Origin of the sequence: Candidatus Endomicrobium procryptotermitis (assembly GCA_031279415.1) — a bacterium.
GTDB lineage: Bacteria > Elusimicrobiota > Endomicrobiia > Endomicrobiales > Endomicrobiaceae > Endomicrobium_B > Endomicrobium_B procryptotermitis.
In genome coordinates this window covers 1-23,554 of the sequence record JAITIP010000046.1, presented here as the reverse complement: position 1 = coordinate 23,554, position 23,554 = coordinate 1, and the positions used below count along the sequence as shown (strand labels likewise).

At 35.4% G+C, this 23,554-nt stretch carries 11 protein-coding genes; all 11 read right to left on the bottom strand.

Going from position 1 to position 23,554, the window contains the following annotated elements:
- Positions 1-5,785: autotransporter domain-containing protein (locus LBD46_09150; protein MDR2427321.1), on the bottom strand; the 5,785-nt coding region annotated here is incomplete at its 3' end.
- A 110-nt stretch (positions 5,786-5,895) separates the two neighbouring features.
- Complete coding sequence (locus LBD46_09145; protein MDR2427320.1) at positions 5,896-7,164, bottom strand: AAA family ATPase; 1,269 nt, start codon at positions 7,162-7,164, stop codon at positions 5,896-5,898.
- Between the two features lie 442 nt (positions 7,165-7,606).
- Positions 7,607-13,843: a hypothetical protein gene (locus LBD46_09140; protein MDR2427319.1), complete on the bottom strand. Its 6,237-nt coding sequence runs from the start codon at positions 13,841-13,843 to the stop codon at positions 7,607-7,609.
- A gap of 1,167 nt (positions 13,844-15,010) precedes the next feature.
- Positions 15,011-15,877: a ParB/RepB/Spo0J family partition protein gene (locus LBD46_09135; protein MDR2427318.1), complete on the bottom strand. Its 867-nt coding sequence runs from the start codon at positions 15,875-15,877 to the stop codon at positions 15,011-15,013.
- A 41-nt stretch (positions 15,878-15,918) separates the two neighbouring features.
- Complete coding sequence (locus tag LBD46_09130) at positions 15,919-16,701, bottom strand: AAA family ATPase (GenBank protein MDR2427317.1); 783 nt, start codon at positions 16,699-16,701, stop codon at positions 15,919-15,921.
- 71 nt (positions 16,702-16,772) lie between these two features.
- A complete protein-coding gene (locus LBD46_09125; protein ID MDR2427316.1) occupies positions 16,773-17,276 on the bottom strand; it encodes a pyridoxamine 5'-phosphate oxidase family protein in 504 nt (167 codons plus the stop codon).
- A 117-nt stretch (positions 17,277-17,393) separates the two neighbouring features.
- Positions 17,394-18,710 carry a radical SAM protein gene (locus LBD46_09120; GenBank protein MDR2427315.1) on the bottom strand — a complete coding sequence of 439 codons (1,317 nt, stop codon included), beginning with the start codon at positions 18,708-18,710 and terminating at the stop codon, positions 17,394-17,396.
- An 810-nt stretch (positions 18,711-19,520) separates the two neighbouring features.
- Positions 19,521-20,066 carry a restriction endonuclease subunit S gene (locus LBD46_09115; protein MDR2427314.1) on the bottom strand — a complete coding sequence of 182 codons (546 nt, stop codon included), beginning with the start codon at positions 20,064-20,066 and terminating at the stop codon, positions 19,521-19,523.
- Entirely contained in the window at positions 20,053-20,205 is a 153-nt protein-coding gene (locus LBD46_09110) for a hypothetical protein (protein ID MDR2427313.1), read from the bottom strand. The genes LBD46_09115 and LBD46_09110 overlap by 14 nt, the downstream gene beginning before the upstream one ends.
- Before the next feature lie 84 nt (positions 20,206-20,289).
- A complete protein-coding gene (locus tag LBD46_09105) occupies positions 20,290-20,649 on the bottom strand; it encodes a hypothetical protein (GenBank protein ID MDR2427312.1) in 360 nt (119 codons plus the stop codon).
- A gap of 209 nt (positions 20,650-20,858) precedes the next feature.
- Positions 20,859-23,357: a DNA gyrase subunit A gene (gene gyrA / locus LBD46_09100; protein ID MDR2427311.1), complete on the bottom strand. Its 2,499-nt coding sequence runs from the start codon at positions 23,355-23,357 to the stop codon at positions 20,859-20,861.
- Between the last annotated feature and the right edge of the window lie 197 nt (positions 23,358-23,554).

The window sequence follows — 23,554 nt, the reverse complement described above, 5'->3', positions numbered from 1 at the left end:
CCCGCTTTGCTTTAAGATCTCTTGCAGCTTGTTTTTCCGCTTCTGCTTTTAATCTTTGCTCTTCGGCAAGTTTTGCCGCAGCTAAAGCTTCAGCTTGCTTTTTAGCTATTTGTTCAGCTTTCGCTTTTTCTTCTGCGGCCTTTTTCTCCGCAAGAATTTTTTGTTTTTCAGCTTCTTTCACAGCTTTTTGTTCAGCGGCAAGTCTGACCTTTTCTTCTTGCTCGACCTGTTGCTTGGTCTGCTGTATGGCAAGAAGTTTTTCCGTTTGAACTTTACGCTTTTCCGCCGTTTCTTTCGTTTCTTTTTTCAATTTTTCTTTTTCGGCAGCTTTCTTAGCATCCTGCCACACTTTTAACTCTTTATCAGCTTTATCTGGAGTGCGTTCACTCTGCATACGTAAAGCCAAAACGGACACCGCTTCTTCTTCCTGCATTTTTAATATTTTTTCTTCTTCTTTATCTAAATCGTAAAGCGCTTTTTGCGCACGGCTGGCAAGCCTTTGCTGAGTAATAAGTTCCACATTTTTCTGATGAGATATTCTTTCGGCTTCTTTTTTTGCCGTTTCATTCGGCGACATCTCAACTTCAAACGCTGCAAGCTCAGCGTCACGTCGCACATTTTGCAGTTTTTCTCTTTCCACCTTCAACATATTTTCAAGTTCTCGCCTCTTTTTGTTCACTGCTTTTTTTCTGGACGCGTCTTCAGCTGCAATCCTTTCTTTTTCTTTCTTTAGCCTTTGTTCATATGTATAGTCTTTTTTCTCCGGACGGCCGCCTTTAGAAACAAGCACTTTATCAGTTTTTGCATTTTTGCGTTTAAGGTCATCCTGCTTTTTTTTAGCCATAAGTTCAGCTTTTTCTAACTGCTTACGTAGTTTTTCAGCTCTTTTCTTTTCTGCAAGCTCCGCTTTATTTTTTTCTTTACGCAACTTTTCTTCTTCTTTTTTCTCGACAAGTGCCTCTTTCTTGCGGAGTTTCAACTCTTCTTCGACAGAAACATCTTCAGAATAAAAGTTTTTAGTTACAGCATTATAGCCAAAATCCTGTTCCTGTAATTTTGCGGCGGAACTATGTTGTTTTTTTGCTGCTTCAAATCTTGCCTGCTGTTCAGCCGCTATTTTTACTCTTAACACTTCCAACTGCCTTTGTTGCTCTTCAGTCTGCACGGCCAAAGCTGCTAACACGGCTGACTCTTCCTCATATTCAAATCCTTCAGAAAAACCTTCATAATAAGGTTTGGCTTTTTGGCTCTGCTCAATTTTCTTTCTTTCTGCAACGGCTGCTTCCGCGGCTTTTTCATATGTTTTGTTTATTTTCTCTTCGCGTTTTTCCAAATCTTCTATATTTCTACGTATTTTTGCTATTGTATTTTTATGCTCCGAAGACTGTATTTTTTTCGTCTCAAATATTTTTTGCATCGCTTTTCTTGATTCAATATCTCTGGCTGCCTGAATTTCATAAGCAGCTATGTCCGCTTCGGTCTGTGCTATCTGAAGTTTATCGTATTCATCTTTCAGAGAGCTTTCCAGTTTTTCTATGGCTTTTTTTATTTCGGTTTTTCTTTGAGAATCTTCTCTCATCAGTCTTTCTTTTTCAATCTGAATCTCTTTCTCGTATCTTTTTTGTTCCCTAAACTCTTCTTTCTTTTTAAGTTCCTGTTTTTTTAACATCTCTTTTGACGGGCCAGAAAGAGCGACAGCCATCTGATTGGAAGGACCGTAGCCGTTTTGCGCTCTGAATCTTTCCGCTTCTTTCACTATTTCCGCTTCTCTTTTCACTCTTTCACGTTCTGACTTTTCAGCGGCTTTCCTTTCGGCCGCTCTGACTTTCAACGCATATGCCGCGCGTTTTTCGATTTCTTTCAATCTTTCTTTTTCAATCTGTTTTTCTTCAGAACTCTGATTCATCGCCGACGCAACAGTTTGTTTGGCTTGATAAATTTCAATCTCTTCGGACTCTGAAGAACCACCAAAATCATAATTTATCCCGACACTTGCATAATAATTTTTAAAAGAAGATGCCGATGAATATCTCAGTTCCGAATAAATTTTGACATTATCCATAAGTTTATAGTCCGCGCCCAAATTTAAGGACAACAATGTACTGCCCGTTTCGGCACCTTTTATGTTTGCTTTATATTTGCTTCCCATTATATAAGTATCGATTTCAGCTGCATTTCCCGCAAACATATACCCAAATTCCATATCAGCAGACCATCCGAGTTTATGTGTTTCGCCGACTTTTCCGGAAACACCCACACCCGTTCTCCATATTCCCATCATGTATTCAGCATTGTTAACTTTTAGATTATATATGCCCGCGCCACTTTCGACAAATTCGTCATTGTTTATATATCCGAACTCAATGCCTGTAAAAGGTTTTAACGATGTTTTTTTGCTAATTGGAAGTTTATAAGCAAATTCGCCGTCTATGTTAATTACATTGCCGCCAAAACTGCCTTTTGCAGTTAAATCTTTAAAAGGAATGTATCTGTTTGTTTCATAATTTTGCACACTGACGCTTAGCGCGGTTTTAAATTCAATCTTTTCTTTAATCAAGCCGCCATATGCGCCTATGCCAAATGAGTTTACATCCGCAGAATTTTTTTCCTGTCCAATATCATGTTTATTGTATTTCCCGAAAATTCCATAAATAAACTTTCTTTCTTTTTCATACCTGTCCCAGCCAAAACTAATGCCAAAAGCAGTGTCCTCAAAATCTCCAATCGAGTTTTCATCGGAACCGTATTTCTGTTGCACACCGGCCACTTTTATCCATGTTTCATCCGATTTTCCATTTTCTTTTACACTTCTGTCTTCTATGGTACGATAAACGGTTTTTCTGTCGTTAGATGCTGCCTGCGAACGCATAACGTTTGCAAGAAAATATCCGGCAAGCTGGCTTAAAGTTTCTTTTTGTTCGACGTCTCCTTTTTTCAGTATTTCGTCAACCGCATCTTTTTGTATCTGGGAAATTTCGGAGGGATTTTCAGAGAACCAGTCTAAAGATAAAGCCGCACTTTTCTGATTGTATGACAGTCCGGTTAAATTGATAAATTTGCTGTCTCTTTTGCCCAGTACGTATAAATATAATTTTGAAAAAGTATCATCATATTCGGGCGTTAAACTTATCCCGGCTCCATAATTGCCTTTAATATTCGCAAATTCGCCGGATATGACATTCGTTGAGTCTATTATAAGAAATTTTTTATCGTACTCCCCTATGCCCACAAAAACATCAAATGTGCCTCCCGATATTGAAGCAGTTTCAGTGACTATTTTATCGCTGCCGGTTTGCAGAACATCCATTTTTAATGTTCCAAAAGAGTTAAAATCTTTGATCACCACAGTATCTATTGACTCATTTTGCAAATCAAAAATTCCGTCCGCTTCAATATTAAGATTAATAGTTCCACCGGACAGATTTCCGCTTTTATCAACTCCAAATGTTCCTTGTCTGACAAATAAATCCGCGTCACCTCCAATAGTTCCTTTTAAAAGAAAGGTTCCAAGTCCAGATTTTATTATCTCGTTAGAGTCCCCTGAAGAAAAAAGTCCATCCTCCAAATATACAAATTTATTTTTATCGATATTAAAATTGACCTGCGTATATCCGTCTAGATATATTGATTCATCTCTGCTGCCCGCTTTGTTATTTTTAAAAATGGTAGGGTTATTGTCTGTCTGGTTTATTGTAAGTTTCGCTGTATTATTGGCAGTTCCCCTCATAAAAACCGCTCCGCCTCTGCTTACAGCAACATTATCCTTAAATTCCGCATAGCCGTCTATCGTAAGGCTGCCTCCTTCCAAATAAACGGCTCCACCGTTTTCAGAGGCATTATTTGAAGAGAAATTAACATACTTTCCAAAATTTATTTTGGATGTTTCATTGGAGTAAACTGCGCCGCCGGCTTTGCTTTCATTTAAACTAAATTCGGCAATATCATCGAAAATAAAATACGACCCGCCATGCGCGTAAACAGCTCCACCAGAAATAGATTCGTTTTCTGTAAAAACAGCGCCACCGGAAAAAGTTATCGTACTGCCGTTAGCGGCATAAACGGCTCCGCCAGCTGCTGTATCAGTTGACGTCTTATTTAAATTAAAAATGGCTTCAAACAAAAATAATGATGATGAATTGGAATAAATTGCACCGCCTTTGTTTGCCGCTGTATTGCCTTCAAAATACGTTTGTTTTATAAATTTGACATTATTATTTGAATCAGCATAAACCGCGCCGCCATATTCCGCTGCAAAATTATCGCGGAAAGAAACGGAATCTGAAAAACTTATATTGCCGTCTGCTGACGCATATACCGCACCTCCAGAGACATTGGCCTTGTTTGAAACAAACTCGGCTTTATTAAAAGTTATCGTAGAATTCGCAAGAGAGTAACCCGCTCCACCATATTGGGCTTCATTGCCGGTAAAAATGGAGTTCCCTTCAAAATTGACATCGCTGTACGAGCCTGCGTATATTGCGCCGCCATAACCTACATCTTCATTTGTTACAATCTTAGCGCTGTTACTTGTGAAATTTACTTCCCCCTTAAAAACTATCGAGGCTTTTTGTGAAGAACTTCCACTTCCCAAATAGATTGCTCCGCCGTTGCCATTGTCTGTTACGTTTGAAATAAAACTCGTATTGTTCAAATTATTAAAAGATATTATTGAATTTGAAGATGCGTTAATTGCCCCGCCGGTTCTTCCAGCGCTGTTATTTTCAAAAATTACTGAAGCGAAATCTGTAAAATTAATGTTTGAATTGGCTGCGGCGTATATCGCTCCGCCAAACATTTCCGCTTTATTATCACTAAATTTTATTATGTCAGAAAAATTAATATTTGAATTCCCATTTGACTCTGCTAATGAGTAAATCGCTCCGCCAGACCAAGCAGTGTTATTAATGAAATTTACTTTGCTGTAAAAATTGATATCTGAATTGCTGCCGGCGTAAAAACCGCCGCCATTGCCATATGCTACCGTGTTTCTTATTAAGTTTACTTCATTATAAAAATTAAGTTTCACATTATTGACACTATAGAAACCACCGCCGTTTACTGCTACATTGCTTGATATATTCACATTACCTAAAAAAGAAGCGTATATATTTTGTTTAAAAATTATGCCTCCGCCATAATTTTTGCTATTGTTGTTTATCAAATTAAAAGTACCGTCCTGTTTAATATAGCCTTTCTTAGTTTCTGCAGGACCACCCGAAATTACTCCGCCTCCACCACTGTCATCTGTTGTTGAAGTATTATTTTGAAAAGTTATCTTTTTAGCAAAAGTTATGGTTGAATTATTAATAAAAAAATCTACAGCGCCGTACCTACTTATAATATTTTCCAGTGTTAAATTCTCTATATCAATACTGCTTGAAGATTCTTTGTGTATGGCAAGAGCAGCAAAGATAAATGCTTTTGTTCCAGAATTCTTTATTGTCAAATCGGATATTGACACATACTCATCATTTATAGTGATTTGTTGTCCAATATAAAGTCCGCTATTATCTTTTAAATCAAAAGTATAGTCCAACCCATTTATTATTGTTGAATTAAATTTTATATGATTGTACGTGTACAAAAAAGTATCATCCGTAAATTCAATATTTTCCATTATCCTAGCAACAGCATTAGTAGTAGGTTTTGTTAATGTAGTCTTTAATTCATTATAATTACAAACATCATCTGCCCAACACAGTGGGAAAATAGTCATTATAAGCAGGAATGAAAACAGGAAAAATTTTACGTGGTTTTTAATCATGGACGGTTTCTTAAATTTCATCTGTAACCTCTAATGTTCAATTTATTATAAAATACTTAATTTTTTTTAAAATTTCCATAGAAAAATCGATGCTTTTATTATTTTTTACAATTGTTTGCAGCCCGCATTTTTTATATTTCTAATTTTGCGGAAATGATGTCACGTTTTGTAAGTGGCCGCGACAAAGAAATTCCGTCAAAAGATGTGCAGCGGCTTAACGCCACATACAGTTGGCCCGGCGCAAAAGAACCATTTTCCATGTCGATAATTACATTGTCAAAAGTTTTACCTTGACTTTTATGTATTGTGACTGCCCATGAAAGTTTTAACGGATACTGTTTAAAAAAGCCCGCGCTTTCCGTCTCTATTAGCATGAGACTCTCGTTCCATTTATATTTAAAAAGTTCCCATTTATAAGGTTCCACCTGTTCAGTGCGCCCATTTTGAAATTGAACGTGTATAACCACTTTGCCGCAATACATGCCGCTTCTTATATCTTTCACAACGCCTATGCTTCCGTTTACCCAGCGGTTTTTCGAGTCATTGTTTACCATCATAATCTGGGCGCCTTTTTTTATGGCAAGGGCACGTTCTGTCGGCAGCATGCCAGTTTCTTCGTTTATATTTTCGGTTTCTGCAAAAAAAACCGTTTCTTTTTCGTTTATTTTAGATAAATACGCGTGGTTTATCTGTGATGCTTTTCTGTTTGTCGTCGTAAGATAAACTACAGAAGGTTTATTGAAAACCATGCCGACGGCTTTTTTGTTAAGTACAACAAGTTCCGACTCGCCGGCATTGCCGCTGCGAACGGAATTTAAAAGTGAAATAAAAACGCTTTCTTTTTGTCTGTATATTTTTTTGAGTTCTATCGTGTGAAGCATGCATTCTTTTAACGAATATGCGCTGATGAAGTAAGGAGTTTTGTAAACAGAATTAAAAATATGCGCCTCTTCCCGTTTTACTACTGGAGGAAGCTGCCACAAGTCTCCTATGAAAACCATCTGCACGCCGCCAAAAGCCTGTCGGTGCGCTTCCCTGTTAAGTCTTAAAAATTTGTCTATGCAGTCCAGAATATCGCAGCGAAGCATAGAAGCTTCATCTATTATTATAGTTTCAACTTTTTTGTATATAGAGTTGCCGGGCAGTTTTTTCTTTTTTATTTTCGAAAGAGTGACATCAGGCTTGAAATAAAAAAAAGAATGTATTGTTTCGCCGCCAGCGTTTAGCGCGGCGACACCCGTAGGAGCAAGAACTACTGTTTTTTTCTTTGCTTTGGAAATATAATATTTTAAAAATGTGGTTTTGCCTGTTCCTGCGTTTCCCGTAACGAAAACACAATCGTTGGTATCGGAAATCAAATCAAAAGCCTGCTTGAATTCAACGTTGATATCTATCGCCATTGCTTATCCTTATCCCACATTTTCCCGTAAAATTTAATTTATGTATAGGCTTCTGATATTTCATCAGCATCCCACTTTTACGACTTTAACGGCTGTTTACCGAACCCACTTATAGCCCAAAGCATTGTTTCCCACATCCCATACCAGTACAGAAAAGCAAAATCGAAATTCAAAACTCTGACATGTTCGGCATTATAAGATATGTTCCTGCTTTTTTATATTCTTTAAACTTCTGATGGGCAGACATTTCTTTGGCCGCCAACCGCAGCCGCTATCTTGCCGTAAGCGTTTTTTTGCTCTTGCAGCCACTCTTCTTTTACCCTCTTATACGCTATTCTTTTGCTAACTATCGACAGGCTGTTTGCCGCCGGCTGATGTACATTTCGCTAAATATATTCTTGCCGGCGGCATAATCCGGACAAAAAGATGTCCAGAAAATTTTTTATGCTGCGCTCAATATTGCGCTAATGGCTTTCAGGTCAGGCTCTTTCTTGAAATCTCCCTTATTCATTTTGACTTCGCTTTCGTAATAAAATATCATTTGCAGCATCAAATCCGCTACGGCAGGAATCGCCTGCGGTCTATCATTAATTATAGACGTTATTTCATTGTTGTAATTTTTCGCAGTCATGTTTTCAATTCTTTCTTTTATGTCTGCCGCTTCCGCTATGTCGGAAATAGGCAAATACTTAAATAAAGCAAGTTTACCGAAAAGTTTTTCAATATTCTTATTTTTAAACCCGTACAATCTGCCCGTTTCTTTAAACTCAACCGCAGCTGCAAGTTTTTCCATAAGTCCCAGCATGTACGCTTTCTTAATGTCTCTGACTGCGGTTTTATCTTCAACGCGTTCGTTTATTTTCTCTAAATACATTCTTGCCGCACTTTTAACATTCAGCTTGGGATTGGACAGAAAAATATTTTCTGCGGACTCACCTTTCAGTAAAGCTTTATATGCTTGTTCTACATCGGCGCGCGTTATATTGGGAAAATCATATAATATCTTTTCTATGTCAAAATTTCTGGCGGTTTCAGCAGCGGAATCAGCAGTAATTGCTGCTGAAACAAAATGTTTCAATATTTTCACCGAAGTTATTTCTTCTAAAAATCCGCCAAGACCAGCTCTATCCGACTGTATGTACTCATCTATTGCCGTTTCAAAAATCACTATATTTTTGCTCAAATGTTTAATAGTCTCTTCTATAGTTTTGCCATCGGTTATCATTTCTGCGCTAAGCTCGATATTTCCTTCGCCCGGTACGGCGCTTTCAATATTTCCGGTTTCACGGTTAAACTTTCCGTCAAAAAGTCTTAGCACATTTTCTGGCAACTTTGAATCCGGGGTTTTTTCTATCATAACACTTATTCCATCTTTTCTGAGCTGTTCAAGCAAAGTCTCGAACTTGTTTTCTTCAAGAAGACTTTGTGCAAGCTCTTCGGTAATTATTATGTTGCCATTACTTGCATTTCTTAAAATTTTCAAATATTTTTCCAAATCTTTTCTGGTTTTAGTTTTATTCAAAAATATCAGCACGCTTCTTGCACGCTGCCAGCCTTCCGCATTTCTTATATCTCGAATGTGCTCAAAATACATGCTGTCGGTCTGCGACTGCATAAAGCTAGTTCCCACACCCACATATACTTTTGTAGTTGCGGATATGGAATCGTATTCTGTGCCGGTTTTGTCAGCAACGGCATCTACTTCAAGATAGTCCGCGTTCATATTGTCGCCCAAAAACACTCTTCCCCGTCTTAATGACTGTTTTACTCTATTTTCCAGTTTTTTATTTTGTATCGCGGCCGATATTTCTTCGTAGGGTACTCCGTTTGCATAATAAATTATGCCTTCGCCAATAAGGCTTTTTACCCAAACAGTTTTTCCGTTGACGTTTATTCCGGAATTGGAAAAACCTTCGACGGCGGCGTTTGTGTTGTCATTTATGATATAAACGTTCTGTGAAACGGTTCCATTGTTGTTTACCTTTGCGTTTGTACCGTAATACTGCTGAAGTTTTTCCAAATTGTTTTTTGCCACAAATATCATATTTACCTGTACATTGTTATCCAACACCCTTTTAGGATTTTGAATATTCCATACATAATGGCTGTGTATAAGAGAAATCATGCCGAGTATTCCTATACCCGCCACAAATGTGAGCGGAGTACCTACTACTACTAAAGCCCATGTTGAAAGTAAAAAGCTCAAAAAGATTCCGATACCTAAAGGTCCAAAACAAACAATGCCGGCAACAACGGTTACGAAGCTTGCAAAGGCCAAAAAGGTGGCTCCAGATACGGCTCCCATACGCATATATTCTTTTGCCCGCTCTTTCATCTCTTCTGCCATGTGCATTCTTGCCGTATTTACAGCTTGAGTATTAGCGCCATGCAGATTGGTAAACCTTTCTGAAGAAAGCACCATTAACAGAGGCATTTCCAAAGTGGCAATTATTGCCGCTCTTATCTTAGGACTCTTTTCGTTCGTTATGCCGAGTTTGTTTAAAATATACCCTAAATAAGGCAACTCAAGAGGAGGAGCGGCTTCTCTTGAAGGAGACGCTTCCAGTATTTCCATTTCGGTAAATTGTGGATTACCATTATTGTCAGTATTAATGTTTTCCTCAAAAAATGCTGTTGTGTAACCAAAATCTACGGCGACCGTTTTTACTGCCTCGTTTGGAATTGTCTCGGGAAGAGTTATGTTCCAGCTGTTGTTTGCCGTGTCTTTCGTCATTAGCATAATTTCTGGGTTCTTTGACGCAATTTCCGGACTGTTGGTAAAAAGTATAACCCTATTTGAATACTCCAGTCTTAATAAAAATTTTGGAGCGTTTGGATCATTTTTATAATACGGAGATTCAGCATTATATTTTAACCTTATTATATTTCCATCTTGTAGTTGTTTTCCTCCTAATGTGCGAAATGAATTAACTGCCCAATTTGGACCGTTGTAATAATCAGGCTCTCCTTTTTGAACAACTCCATAAGATATGGGCTGTTCGGCAGGTATTTCGGGTTGGACAGCAGAAGTTAATGTGATGGTTTTTTCTCCGATTTCTATCACTATGCTAAATGGATCTATGCCTAACTCTAAAAATTGTACCCATGCACTCGATGCCAAACTTATCATCCCCAAATCTTTCCAGCCAAATCCCGTATCAGGAAATTCTTCGCTGTTAGTATATTTGTATAAACCATTCGGCGTTACTTGGCTTCTTGCATACCCTTTTATTGTATCAACGGCATTTTTAAGATCTGCATCCGGATTTAATCTCAAAACATGCTGCGCAGCTATAACAAATCCAAATGTCCACTCAAAACTGACTACGCTTCCGCCAGTTCCAAGTCTATTGTAAAAATCTAAGCCTATATATTCGCCTTTGTCGTTTTTTACGCCTGACATCTGCAAAGTTCTTTTTAAAAGGTTCATGCTGAAATTGTTGTCTCCCATCAGCTTGTTTAATCTGTCCGCCCCCATAGCCAATATAATCCACGTTTGACAATCGGTAGCAAATTTCGTATTTATTTCGCCTGTTTCCGTATCTAATCCTGTATTAAAATAGCCGGCCGTTTTGTCATACATTCTTATTAAAGCTTTTTCGAGTCTTTCCAAAGCAGCGGCATATTCTTGTTTGTCTTTTTCATTATCACAATGCTCAATCAATAATTTCAACGCATTATAAGCCGATATATTATTTTCTACGGATACTGTTTTATTGAAATCTCTCTCCATATAAGAGTAATGGCTGCGTTTATCTTCAGGTGCCATTACTATAAGCCCTTCACCCTGTTTCCCTTGTGGAATTTGCAAAGCCAGCATAGCTTTGCCCAACTGATTCATCATCTCATACGCTTTATTACCTAAATCATCTCTTGTAAATTCATTACGCGCAGAATAAACCCATGCAAGTGCTGAAACCAGATGCGCTGATTCCCCGGTTATTGGCAGATATTGATCCTTTAATGTCGTTCCTCTAACATTTAGTATTTTCCAAAAATATCCTTGTCCTACAGGTATATTTTTCCCATTATAATCAAAATCTTTATTGCTTCTTAATGAAGATTCATTATAAAGTGTGTCTATAATGCGACCGATTAAATCTTCGTTTTCTTTTGGGTTTAACAAAAGCGGTTTCAAGGCTATTGTCATATCATAAACTATAACACCTTCTCCAGCTATCAATTTTTGATTCGGATCTGATAGGTGGTCAGTATTGCCGAGATAACTTCTAGGGAAAGGATTATTCTGCGTAAAAGCTTCAAACATTTTTCTTATAGCCGCGTTATCTACAGATTTATTAATTGTATTGACCAATACTTTCTGTGCAACCGGCGGCACCGATAGTTCCTGCGGACTACTGTTGCATTCGGAAGAGAAAAGTATTATAAACGCAACAATTGTAATCAGTCCGATTCTTTTCAAAACACGTTTAAATATTCCATCTCTTTTTTGAGGTAAGGCTGTTCCATCTTCTGATTTATCTTTGCTTATCTGCTTTTTAAGAGCTTCTTTCTGAAAAAACTCAGGCATCTTTGAAAGCTGTTCATAAGAAATGCCATCAATAAAAAGAGAGGCTTTTATTTCGTCTAAAGATTGTCCGCTTTGCATTTTTGCAAGTGCATAATCTTCCAAAGCAGGAACCGCACCCTCAACACCAAAATCCGCGGCTTCAGCCACCTTGGCTTTAAAAAACTTTTTTGCTGCTTCATATATTGGCTCACTTTCAATGTCAAGCACTGCCACACGATACAAACTTTTGAAAGCTTCTGGCGTTAAAGTTTTTGCCATATTAACATATGCATCAACAACAGTTTCTTCTGATATTGCAACGCTGCCTTCGGAAACACTTTCCGAAGGTCTCGAATCTGCATTAACGATAATTTCATTATCGGCTCCTCTGGAAAGAGACAATACAGCGCCATTATTAAACGTAATTTTGGCATTATTGCCTTCTGTCGATAAAACGCTTTTGCTTCCGGCAATAGAGTCAATTTCTTCTACAAGTTTATTTATTTCATCAAAACTTATATCTTTTCCCAGATGTGTCGCTGCGGCATCTATGATATTTTGAAAACGCTGCGCATCTGTCGTCTGCGAAGCTATTACAAAAGCGAGCGCTTCCCTGAAAATTCTGCTTTGATTCAATATTATTTGTTTGTAGCTAATATCCGATAATGTACTGCTTTCCAAAAGTCTAGGAGTTATGGTGATATGGCTGATTTTTTTTGCGTCAAGAATTTCGTTTACACCGATGGTGTGGTATCCGCCGGTTACAGTTATTATTATTTTTTCGGCACTGTTTAAGATATTTTCAGGGGACTGAGCCGAATGTGTATCGCCTGAAATAAGTTTGTCGTTTTCATCGATTTTTTGAACAAAGATTTCATTTCTTTTATTGTTTGTCCTGTAATAATCGTTAAGAAATTCAAATTCGTTTTTAATTTCATTTATATGATTGATGGAAGTGTATTTTCCGTACAATTCCCTAAACGTGTTAAAATTATTTTTGAAATATTCTTCGTCTTTGGCCGTAAGCGCATTTGTAAGGTATCCTTCAAAAAAAATGTAAAAATCATTTAGAAAAGAAATCTCTTTTTCTATTTCAGAAGATGCCAGCGATCTTCTTATTAATTCTTCCAGTTTTTGTTCTTGATTGAACAAGTTCAAAGGGTTTATCTGCGAATTTAACTCTTTAAGTTTTATAAAAGCTTTAAGCTGCGAACCATCTTTTTCATCAAAACCATAAGCGGCCGCATATTTCAAAAATACGTCTATGTCATTCAAATTGTCGCTGGCTTCAAGAAGAGCATAATACTGCGAAATGGAAATATTGTCTTTAAGCGAGGAAACGTATTTTTGAAGTTCTGAGTTAATGATTTTCACGTTTAATTTTTTTGAGAGTTCATCGATAGAAACCACTTTTTTGATTTCCGTAAACTGTTCGGTATCGATGTTAAACGCATTGGCATATCCGTGCGGATTTAGATTTATTTTATCCGCATAATTTAAAAGAATTTTATAATATTTGGCCGATTCGATTTTATTTCCGCGATAAGAGGAATAAGCGTTCAAAAACTTTTTCAATTCCGTCCCGAGATTTTTATTTACAAGATAATTAATCTCGTTTTTTACACTTGCGGCGATTTGAAGGTTTTTCTTTTCATTTTCATAAATGCTGCCCAGCCTTACTATATTTTGCCGATGAATTTTTACATCTTCCAACCCGAATAAATTATCTTTTTTATTTAAAAAAGCAAAATATTCTGCTCCTGTAAGAGTTCCGTTTTCAAGCATTTGCAAAACAATATTTTTATCTAAACCTGATTTTCCCGCAGATAAAAGCCATGATATGTCAACCTTACCACCAGCTCCTTCCAAATAAATTCTTTTTATCGAATATTTTTCGTCAAGTTCCCGCAATATTTCAGCGATATTTTTCTGCGTTTGCGCATGGGAGTGCAGATCCTGAATATTTACAATAACCTGCGGAGAATCATAATTTACAAATTCCGTTATTTTCCCGAATTTTTCGGAGATAATGTCAGGTTTTATATCGCTAAATACACTATTTTTCTCTTTGCCCTGTGCAACAACGCCGTCTTGAGCAAAACTTTGTACAGTAAACGAAATAAAAAAACAAGCTGCAGTTAAAAGTGTCGTAATTTTTTTTAAAATCATAAATATGCTCCTTTTAAAATAAAAAATTCCGGCTTGTAAAACCGGAATTTTTTAATTTTTTATTTGTTTTGCAAAAAAAAGAGGCTCGCTAAAAAGACGCAACAATCCGATATAGCGCAATATAAACGTCAAAACAAATGTAAAAAATAACGCATAGAATAAAACATTGGACTCTTTTTGCAAAAAAAAGGCAAAAATGCTGCGGATATAGTTTTTCTTTGCTGCAATATTTACAAAAAAAATGCTTTCTGTAAAATAAGCCGAAGAGAAAATGTTTTGAGATACCAGCGAATTTTTACCGTTTTTAAACAGAGAAAGTAAATAATTAAAATTACTAACAAACTTTTTACATACTTCAGTTATTACTTTGCTGTAATCTTTTACAAAATGGATATTGTTATGGATAATTTTTGTTTCTACAGGCATATTAATTTTCATATCGGCAAAAATTTCAATACCCGCTGCCGCAGAAGTCAAATTTGAAAAGAAGAATATCATAAAAAGCAGTGAAAAAATTTTTTTAGACATGTTATAAGTCTAACTAAAAATAATTTATTTGTCAATTACTATGTTAAGGTCAAAATAGAATGTCCCTTTTTTAGATATAATAAAAGAAAAGGTGATAGCAATAGACATTTAATTCATGCTTTTCTGAGTAAAAATTTTCAAAAAACAGTCAAGTCAGGTGAAAAAACTTCACACTTTAGATAAAAACTGACAAGCACGCTTGAGCGGGAAAATATTGTATTGGATAAAGGATTTGTATTTTTTCTTTGTTTTGCTAACTCCTGCAAAATCTTTTTCTTATTTGATATTTTTATGGTCAAGTGGAAGAATTGATCACTTCTTTTTTAGTTCGATTTTAATTTTGAAATATCATAAAATGCTATAATTTTTTTAAATGTTATGCACAAATTATACACAACCTCTTTCTTTGTCTTTTTCAACTTAACATAATTTGTATGATTTTAAATTATTATATGATTTTTCAATATGTTTTTATATTTTATTCTTATTTTTTTTAAAATTTATAAAAAAATTTAAATATAAAGGCATAATTTATCAACAATTTTAAAGAGCAAAAAATGGTAATCAATAAACATGCAATATTTGGGAAATTATATAGCATTAAATATCATCTGTATCATCATTCTATATCTGCCATATTTATATCTGAAAATTGAGTTCTTTTACTATTCTTTCCAGCTCTTCTAAAGAAAAATAGAAAATTTCTATTTTTCCTTTTTTGCTTGACCCCGAAATATTTGCTTTTGTTCTAAGCTTTCTTTGAATTTCTTCTTTTAAATTTATAAGTTCAACTTCTTGCTTTTTTGGCTCTTTTATGGTTTTGCTTTTTCCCTGTTTCATTTCTACAGCTTTTTTTTCTACTGCTCTTACAGAAAGCTTTTCATTTAATATTTGTTCTGCCAACTCTCTTATTTTACTTTCATCTTCAATTCCAGCAAGCATTCTTCCATGTCCGACAGAAATTTTTCCTTCGGTTATTAACAGTTGTATGTCTTCTGGCAGAGTTAAAAGCCTTAAAGTGTTTGTAATTACTGACCTGTTTTTACCTAAAATATCGGCAATATCTTCATGAGTATGATTGAATTCTTCAATAAGCCGTCTAAAAGCTTTTGCCTCTTCAACTGGATCCAAATCTTCTCTTTGCAGATTTTCAATTAAAGCCAAATCCAATTTCTGTTTATTGTCTACAGCAAACTTTACTATTGCTTTAATTTCTTTAAGTCCCGCAAGCTTTGAAGCTCTTAACCTTCTCTCGCCTGCAATAATTTCATATTCGCCAGGAGCAATGGAAGGCGTGACAAGTATGGGCTGAGCGAGCCCATGTGTTTTAATAGACTGAGCAAGTTCATCTAATTTTTCTTTATTGAAATTTTTTCTTGGCTGGTATCTGTTAGGCCTTATTTTATTGAGTTGTATTGTTATAACCGATTCCCCGCTACCCGCTTTATTTACCGAAATGCCAGGTATTAGTGATTCTAACCCTCTTCCCAAAGCTTTTTTTTGCATCTGACTTTCTCCTATACCTTCCTTAACTTTTATACTTTATTTTACTGTATATTTAATTGTGTATTTTGTTTTTGCTTTGTAAGAAATTCTCTTGCAAAGTCCATATATGCTGTTGTTCCTTTTCCCAAAGGATCATACAGCAAAACAGGCTTGCCAAAACTCGGCGCTTCCGCAAGTTTTATAGTTCTTGGAATTTTCGTATCATAAACTTTTTCTCCAAAAAACTTTTTTACTTCTTCGACTACCTGCTGCGAAAGATTTGTTCTTGCGTCAAACATCGTAAACAAAACGCCATCCAAATCTAAATTATAGTTCTGCATTAAAGCAAAAATCGTTTTTGAAAGCTGCCCCAGCCCTTCCAGAGCAAAAAATTCACATTGCATGGGGATAATTACCGCTTCTGCAGCAACCAAAGCATTGATAGTCAGAAGTCCTAAAGAAGGGGGACAATCTATAATAATGTATTTATAAACTTTTTGGAATTTTTCAAGTGCAATTTTTAATTTTTTTTCTCTGTTCGGCATATTTACAAGATCAATTTCTGCACCGCTTAAATCCGTAGTTGCAGGAGCAATATCCAGCCAATCCATAACCGTATCCTGTAAAATATCTTCAAGAGCGATTTCATCAATAAGAACATTATAAATATTTTTTATAAGATTGTTTTTATTTATGCCAAGTCCACTTGTAGTATTGCTTTGTGGATCGATATCTATTAAAAGACATTCCTCACCCAGATACGCCAAACTTGCGCCAAGATTAATCGCCGTAGTTGTTTTACCTACCCCGCCCTTCTGGTTAGCTATTGCTATCACTTTGCTCATGATTTCCTCTTTATTACGCTATTATGAAATGTTTTATATGAAACAATTTTAATTCTGGAAATGCCAACAGATTATTTCAATTCGATAACTTCTTTTTCTGTAGATATATTTTCAATTGTTGCTATGGCATTTTTAAAACTTAAAATTGTGAAATCTTTTCTTTTATCGCCTGCATAAATATCGCTCAGGCCAGGAGCTGCTGCAAAAAATTTTTGTTGATTTTCTTCATTAGTTACATTGACCAAAGATCCTGACACTCTTATCCATCTGCCATCGGAAGACATTGCTGAAATTTCAACTTTAGGATTTTTTTCTATCTGTTTATATACATTTTTAAATGCGCCTGTACAGATACTGACTTTGCCGTCAATATTAAGGGCTACGCCGAAAGGTCTTACTCTTGGCTGATCGCCGTCAATTGTCGCTATATAAAAAACTTTGCTATCCTGTAAAAATTTTACTACTTTATCTACATTTTCCATTTTTTTCTCCTTTTTTGAAGCTGCGAAAGCAAAAGAGCTTGCGCCAGATATAAAGTATACAACTGCCAAAAACAAACACAAAATCTTTTTCATTTCATCCTCCTGTTTATGTATCAATATATTTTACAATACATATTTTTTTCTTTTATCAGTCAGCTTTGCCTTCTCATTGTTTCACGTGAAACAAAAAAGAACATTTAACGTTTAGAATTATAGCAAACTATTCATTTTAATTGCAAGCAGCTTAATATCTAAAATATCTTTCCTTTTAATGAGGTTAAAAAGTGGATAAATCGATTTATTATGATATAATGGTTCCCGTACAAATTTTTCATCTATTTTAAGAAAATCTTTTGTGCGCGGAATAACCGAATATTCTGAAAGCGATACTTTTGAACCCAGACTATTTGCAAATTTAATTGAAATTTCAACATCTTTTAACTTTTGATGCGGCATACCTATTAATAGATATGTCAAATATTCTCCACTTTTATATCCTGCTTTTTGTAATATTTTCATTGCGCTGATGTAGAGTTCATTTGAAATTTTTGCTCCTGTCTCTTTTTGCATATCAAGATTTGCTGTTTCTAAACTGAAGCGCGGCATAATAAAGCCTGCTTCTTTCATAAGTTCCGCCAATTCAATATCCAAATATCTAGCATGAAGACCATTGGGTGTATGAATTTTAATATTCAGTTTTGCTTTTATTATATGTTTTAGCAAAGGTTTTATATTTTTTTCGCTCTCATAAAACAAGGCATCATCATAAAATACTATATTATTTATCCCTTTTTTCACAGAAATTTTAATTTCCGAAAATACTTTCTCTGGGGGTTTTACACTATATTGGCCGCACAAAACCTCCTGAGCGCAATAAGAACATCTAAAAGGACAGCCCATAGACATTCTTAAAACAATATATTTGCTTTTGTCATAATACGAAAAATCAGGAGAGGGAAAAGATAAAAAGTTTTTTGGCATATCAATCATAAAATTTAATTTTTTTAATATATTATTTAAAGAAGCAAATCCGCCTTCTGAAATAAAATCTGCACCTGCATTTTTTGCGTGATCAGGACAAAGCGTGGCATATATCCCACCCAAAATCACAGGGGTTGTGGGAAAAAACTTTTTTATACTTTTAATTGCTTCAAAAACACCCGGATACCAATATGTCATTACAGAAGTTACTAATATCAATTCGGGAAAATCACTTTTTGACAAACTCAGCTCTTCAAAATAATTTTCTGCAATTTCTCTGCTTAATCCATACCTTGAATAATAGCGTGGAATATCTTTATACGCTTGCGGCTTTTGAACTCTTAGCTTATTATAATGTCCACAGCCATATTTATCAGACTTGCTTTCAAGAGTGCCAAAATGCCTGTACATATAATCAAACATCTTTATGTTAAATCCATTTTGTTTCAGTATTGAAGAAAGATAAAGAATCCCTAAAGGTTTAGCCCACAGGTCAAAAGCCGTAAAATCATAAACAGGGGGATTAATTAATAGTATATTTTTCATTTTTATTTAAAATTATCTTAGAAATAGTTAAAATTTTATTTAATAAACTCATACTTTTTCAAATCTTCTATAATTTCATCTGCGTAATACTATTTCTTGTTCCACAATGACAATTTTAAGAAAGTCTGAAGCTTGCCGCGTGGAAACACTTAGCCGTCATTCCCGCGAAAGCAGGAATCCATAAACACAGCAGAGACCACACAGCTTACTGTGCAGAGGTTTTTTAAGATTTTACCAATGCAAACAATGCCGCCCTTTGAGCATTTTGTCTATTAATTAAATCCTATTTCTTAAGATTGCGGGTCAAGCCCGCAATGACGACAACAACAAGAGCAACAGAAACGACAACAGTAAAAGTAAAGTGGGTTGATAACATCTATAAGGTTTGAGGCAAAATACACTGCTTTAACAATCAGTCAAAACTTATTGTTGTTTATTCTAAGCGTAAATTCGTTTATATATCTCTGTATAGATATTTTACTGAAATTATGATGATAAATGCTATAATACTATTTTTGTCAGGTGATAATTATATTTTTATTTATGTGATATATAAATTATGTTTCACGTGAAACTATTTGGAAGAATTTGGGAATGGCAATGATAAAAAGATGAGGTTTTGCCTTATAAAATTATTTGTTGCCTTTTTATAAAACTTCTTTTCATATCATTTTTACTAGTTTATCCTATCACAAATGATATAAAAATATGTCCGTATAAAAACTTCCATGAGTTTTATTTATCTATAGGAGTTTAATATCTTATTCAAGCATCAAAATTGCAGCAGTTGTTGTTATGTGCGTAATAATTTTAACCTTTTGGCGGTAATGGAATATTAATTTTTTTATATCCTTCTAAATCAATATTTAATAATCTTACGCCGTTTTGCAGTGGTTTAGTGCCGCCATTATTATAAAAATCATTAAGGAATAACCACAAATAAATAGGATTAACTTTATTTTCTTCTTTTACTCTAATCCTTAAACAAAAGTTTGAATATGAATATATTTCTTCTGTATTTTTATCAAATAGTGCGACTCGTCCTATTGCTTGCGTTTCACTTCCTCCTGATTTTTCTAAAATAATATCGCCATATTTTAATTGCCTCTTTTTAAATTGTTCTTTATCAACATCTATTTCGGCGATATTTTTATATGACAATTTTCCATTATCAAAATTCGTATTTCTTAAAACTTTTACTAACTGTAAATCATCTGTATATCCTTTCCATAATCCACTTTGAAAATCTACAATATTCTCCAGTAAATCTGTCTGATATTTACTTTTTTGTATTATATTCTTTCTAATATTTATATTGATAAGCTTTTCAAATTCTTTCCTGTCAAAAGCAATCATATCCGCTAAATTTATGCGAAATACATTTGTTTATGCTTTCCGCTATAGGAAAAGAAAAATCGCCGTTAAATGCTTTATAAATATAAGAGCTTGCTTTTTCCGGGTTTTCTACGTTTTTATCATCAAAAAGCGGGTGCATTCTTCTATGGTTTTTCCTCGTTGAATCGGGTGTATGCCTTCATTGCCGCGCCTGTTTGAAAACTCATAGCCTAAAAAGCGTTTTTCAGCGTCTTTTGCACTCTATCATTAAAAACGATTTTTTATCTTTTTTAACTAATATGTCTAGCTTTCTAGAATGCCCGTGTCCTGAAGGAAAGAGCTTTTCTAAAATAATATCTTTTGGGTTATAGCCTTTAGTCAATAGCCTATCAACGCATTCTAAAACTACAAAATTCCCAAGTCTTGAAAAGTTTTGCGTTGTTTTACTGTCGCTTTTTATAGATTTGCCATAGTTGATTGTTTCATTTTCAAAATTAATTTCAATAGAATAATTTTGAGCATATTTCTTATAATATACGCTTGATGTTTTTTCTTTAGGTCTAAAATTTAATTTTTTTATAAAATCCTTTTCGTTAGCATTCAAAGGATTTGCCTCCCATGCACAAGGCATTCGGCTATTTTTTGACAGTATTTTATAACATACAAATGTATTCTTGTTAATATCTCTAATTTATTTGACAATTTATACCATTTTATAAAAATATTTAATGTTCATAATTTATAATCAAATAAAAAATGATTATATCTAAAAAAGTCCTAAATTTTTTATCCTGAGAGTTTTGATTTTGATTTTTATTTCTCTTCCTTACTTTTTTCTTCCTCATCTTCCTTCACAACACTTGCAATCGCTGTTACCTTGTCGCCCGGGTCAAGTTTAACCAGTCTTACACCTTGGGTATTTCTGCTTATTACTGAGATGCCGTCAACTTTTTGTCTTATTGTTATGCCGTTTTGAGTCATTATCATTATTTCTTCGCCGGCGTTGGCGCGTTTTATGCCTATTACTTTGCCATTGCGTTCTGTTGTCTGCATATTTATTACACCACTTGTGCCGCGGTGTGTTAATCTATATTCGCAAACCTCCGTTCGTTTGCCGTAGCCATTTTCGCTTACCGCAAGCACTATGTCTTTTTGCGATAGAACTTCCATACCTACGACTTCATCATCTTTTTCTATATCTATCCCGCGCACACCAATGCCGGTTCTGCCTATGGCGCGCACTTCGTCGGCTTTGAAGTGGACTGCTTTTCCGTTTTTAGCCGCTATCAGCACTTCAGGATTTTTTCTTATGGCTTTAACTTCGACCAAAATATCGCCGTCTTCAAGTTTTATGGCTATTATGCCGCCTTTTCTTGGATTTGAAAATTCCATAAGTGAAATTTTCTTTATCGTGCCGTTTCTCGTACACATCAGCAGATATTCATCTTTTATTTCTTTTTCTTTAAGTGAGCTGATAGGAATCGCCGCTGTAATTTTTTCTTCCGGAGCAAGTTGTAAAAGATTTATTATGGCTTTTCCTTTCGAAGTTCTAACGCCTTCGGGAATTTCGTAAGCTCTTATCCAGTACAATCTTCCCCTTGATGTAAAAAATAGCAGATATGCATGCGAACTCGTAATAAACAAGTTTTCGACAAAATCTTCTTCTTTGGTATTCATCGCCGTTATACCGCGGCCGCCTCTGTGTTGGGCTTTATAAGTATCAAGCGATATGCGTTTGATATAGCCTGTATGAGACATGGTAATGGCGACTTCTTCTTCTTGAATGAGATCTTCGATATTAAAATCCGCTTCCGCTATTTGAATCTGCGTTCTTCTTTTGTCGCCATATTTCTTTTTAACTTCAAGAGTTTCTTCTTTGATAATGGCCAGAACTTTTTTAGAGTCGGCAAGAATCGAACGGAGTTTTTCAATAAATTTTATAAGTTCAAGATATTCGTCATCAAGTTTTCGTCTTTCAAGGCCAGTCAGCTGATGAAGTTTCATGTCAAGAATCGCCTGAGCCTGAATTTTCGTAAATCTGAACTTTGTTATAAGACCCGCGCGTGCGCTGTCGATATCTGAAGATTCTTTAATAGTTTTTACTACTGCGTCAAGATTATCTATGGCAATTTTCAAGCCTTCTAAAATATGAGCTCTGGCTTCGGCTTTTTGAAGTTCAAATTTCGTTCTTCTGGTAATAACTATTTTTCTGTACTCAATATGATGGACAAGCATTTCTTTTATGTTCATAACTTTCGGCCTGTTGTTGACTATGGCAAGCATTATAACGCCGAAAGAAGACTGCATCTGCGTGTGTTTGTAAAGCTGATTTAACACGACCTGCGCGTTTGCATCCCTTTTTATTTCAATGACTATTCTTATGCCATTGCGGTCAGATTCATCCCGCAAATCTGAAATTCCATCTATTTTTTTGTCTTTTACAAGTTCAGCTATATTGCTTATGAGATTTGCTTTATTTACCTGATACGGAATTTCGTTGACTATAACGGTTTCTCTGCCATTTTTAGCGGTTTCGACCTCGGCTTTTGCTCTCATTTTCACCGATCCTCTTCCTTTTTCCATATAATCTTTGATTCCGCCCTTTCCTAAAATTATCGCTCCGGTAGGAAAGTCAGGTCCTTTGATATATTTCATGATTTCAGAAATGGGCAACTCTTCATCATCGATTAAAGCTGCTAATGCGTCGCAGACTTCGCTCAAATTATGCGTCGGAACATTTGTCGCCATACCAACGGCTATACCCTGAGAACCATTAATTAAGAGACTCGGAAGTTTTGTGGGAAGAACCAGCGGCTCTTTTAAAGAACCATCATAATTGGGTATGAAATCTACAGTATTTTTATCCAAATCAGCCAGCATTTCATCGGTAATCGCATCCATTCTGGCTTCGGTATAACGCATTGCCGCAGCGCTGTCACCATCTATGCTGCCGAAATTCCCCTGTCCTTCAACCATAGGATAACGCAGTGCCCAATCTTGTGCCATCCTGACCATCGCTTCATAAACCGCAGAATCGCCGTGTGGGTGATATTTACCTAATACATCACCTACCACTCTGGCTGACTTTTTATATGGGGTATTATGTTTTAACCCCATTTCTTTCATTGCATACAAAATTCTTCTGTGCACAGGCTTTAACCCATCGCGCACATCGGGAAGAGCTCTTCCCACGATTACGCTCATGGCATAATCAATATAAGAAGTTTTCATTTCATCTTCAATATTTCTCGGAGCGATACTCGCTTCGAGAATTTCAGCTTCTTCATGCTTTTTGTCTTTGTCTTTTACCATCTTCTACCTCTTTGTCGTTATTTTTTAGTTTTTTATATTTTAAATAATACAAATATATTTTCATTTATTATTATATTTATCCCTTGACATCTTGAAAAAAATTTTTCTGATAGATTATAGCAGTTTTAAAGTACTATGGCTTTGACACACTACCTTACGGATTATGCGTTGTGGGTAGTGAGAAAGGTTTTAAAAGT

Bases quoted from the DNA above. Each gene is read 5' to 3' on its own strand.
- LBD46_09110 (MDR2427313.1), bottom strand. From the start codon at position 20,205: ATGCACCCGCTTTTTGATGATAAAAACGTAGAAAACCCGGAAAAAGCA.
- LBD46_09130 (MDR2427317.1), bottom strand. From the start codon at position 16,701: ATGAGCAAAGTGATAGCAATAGCTAACCAGAAGGGCGGGGTAGGTAAA.
- gyrA (MDR2427311.1), bottom strand. From the start codon at position 23,357: ATGGTAAAAGACAAAGACAAAAAGCATGAAGAAGCTGAAATTCTCGAA.
- LBD46_09135 (MDR2427318.1), bottom strand. From the start codon at position 15,877: ATGCAAAAAAAAGCTTTGGGAAGAGGGTTAGAATCACTAATACCTGGC.
- LBD46_09140 (MDR2427319.1), bottom strand. From the start codon at position 13,843: ATGATTTTAAAAAAAATTACGACACTTTTAACTGCAGCTTGTTTTTTT.
- LBD46_09125 (MDR2427316.1), bottom strand. From the start codon at position 17,276: ATGAAAAAGATTTTGTGTTTGTTTTTGGCAGTTGTATACTTTATATCT.
- LBD46_09120 (MDR2427315.1), bottom strand. From the start codon at position 18,710: ATGAAAAATATACTATTAATTAATCCCCCTGTTTATGATTTTACGGCT.
- LBD46_09145 (MDR2427320.1), bottom strand. From the start codon at position 7,164: ATGGCGATAGATATCAACGTTGAATTCAAGCAGGCTTTTGATTTGATT.
- LBD46_09115 (MDR2427314.1), bottom strand. From the start codon at position 20,066: ATGATTGCTTTTGACAGGAAAGAATTTGAAAAGCTTATCAATATAAAT.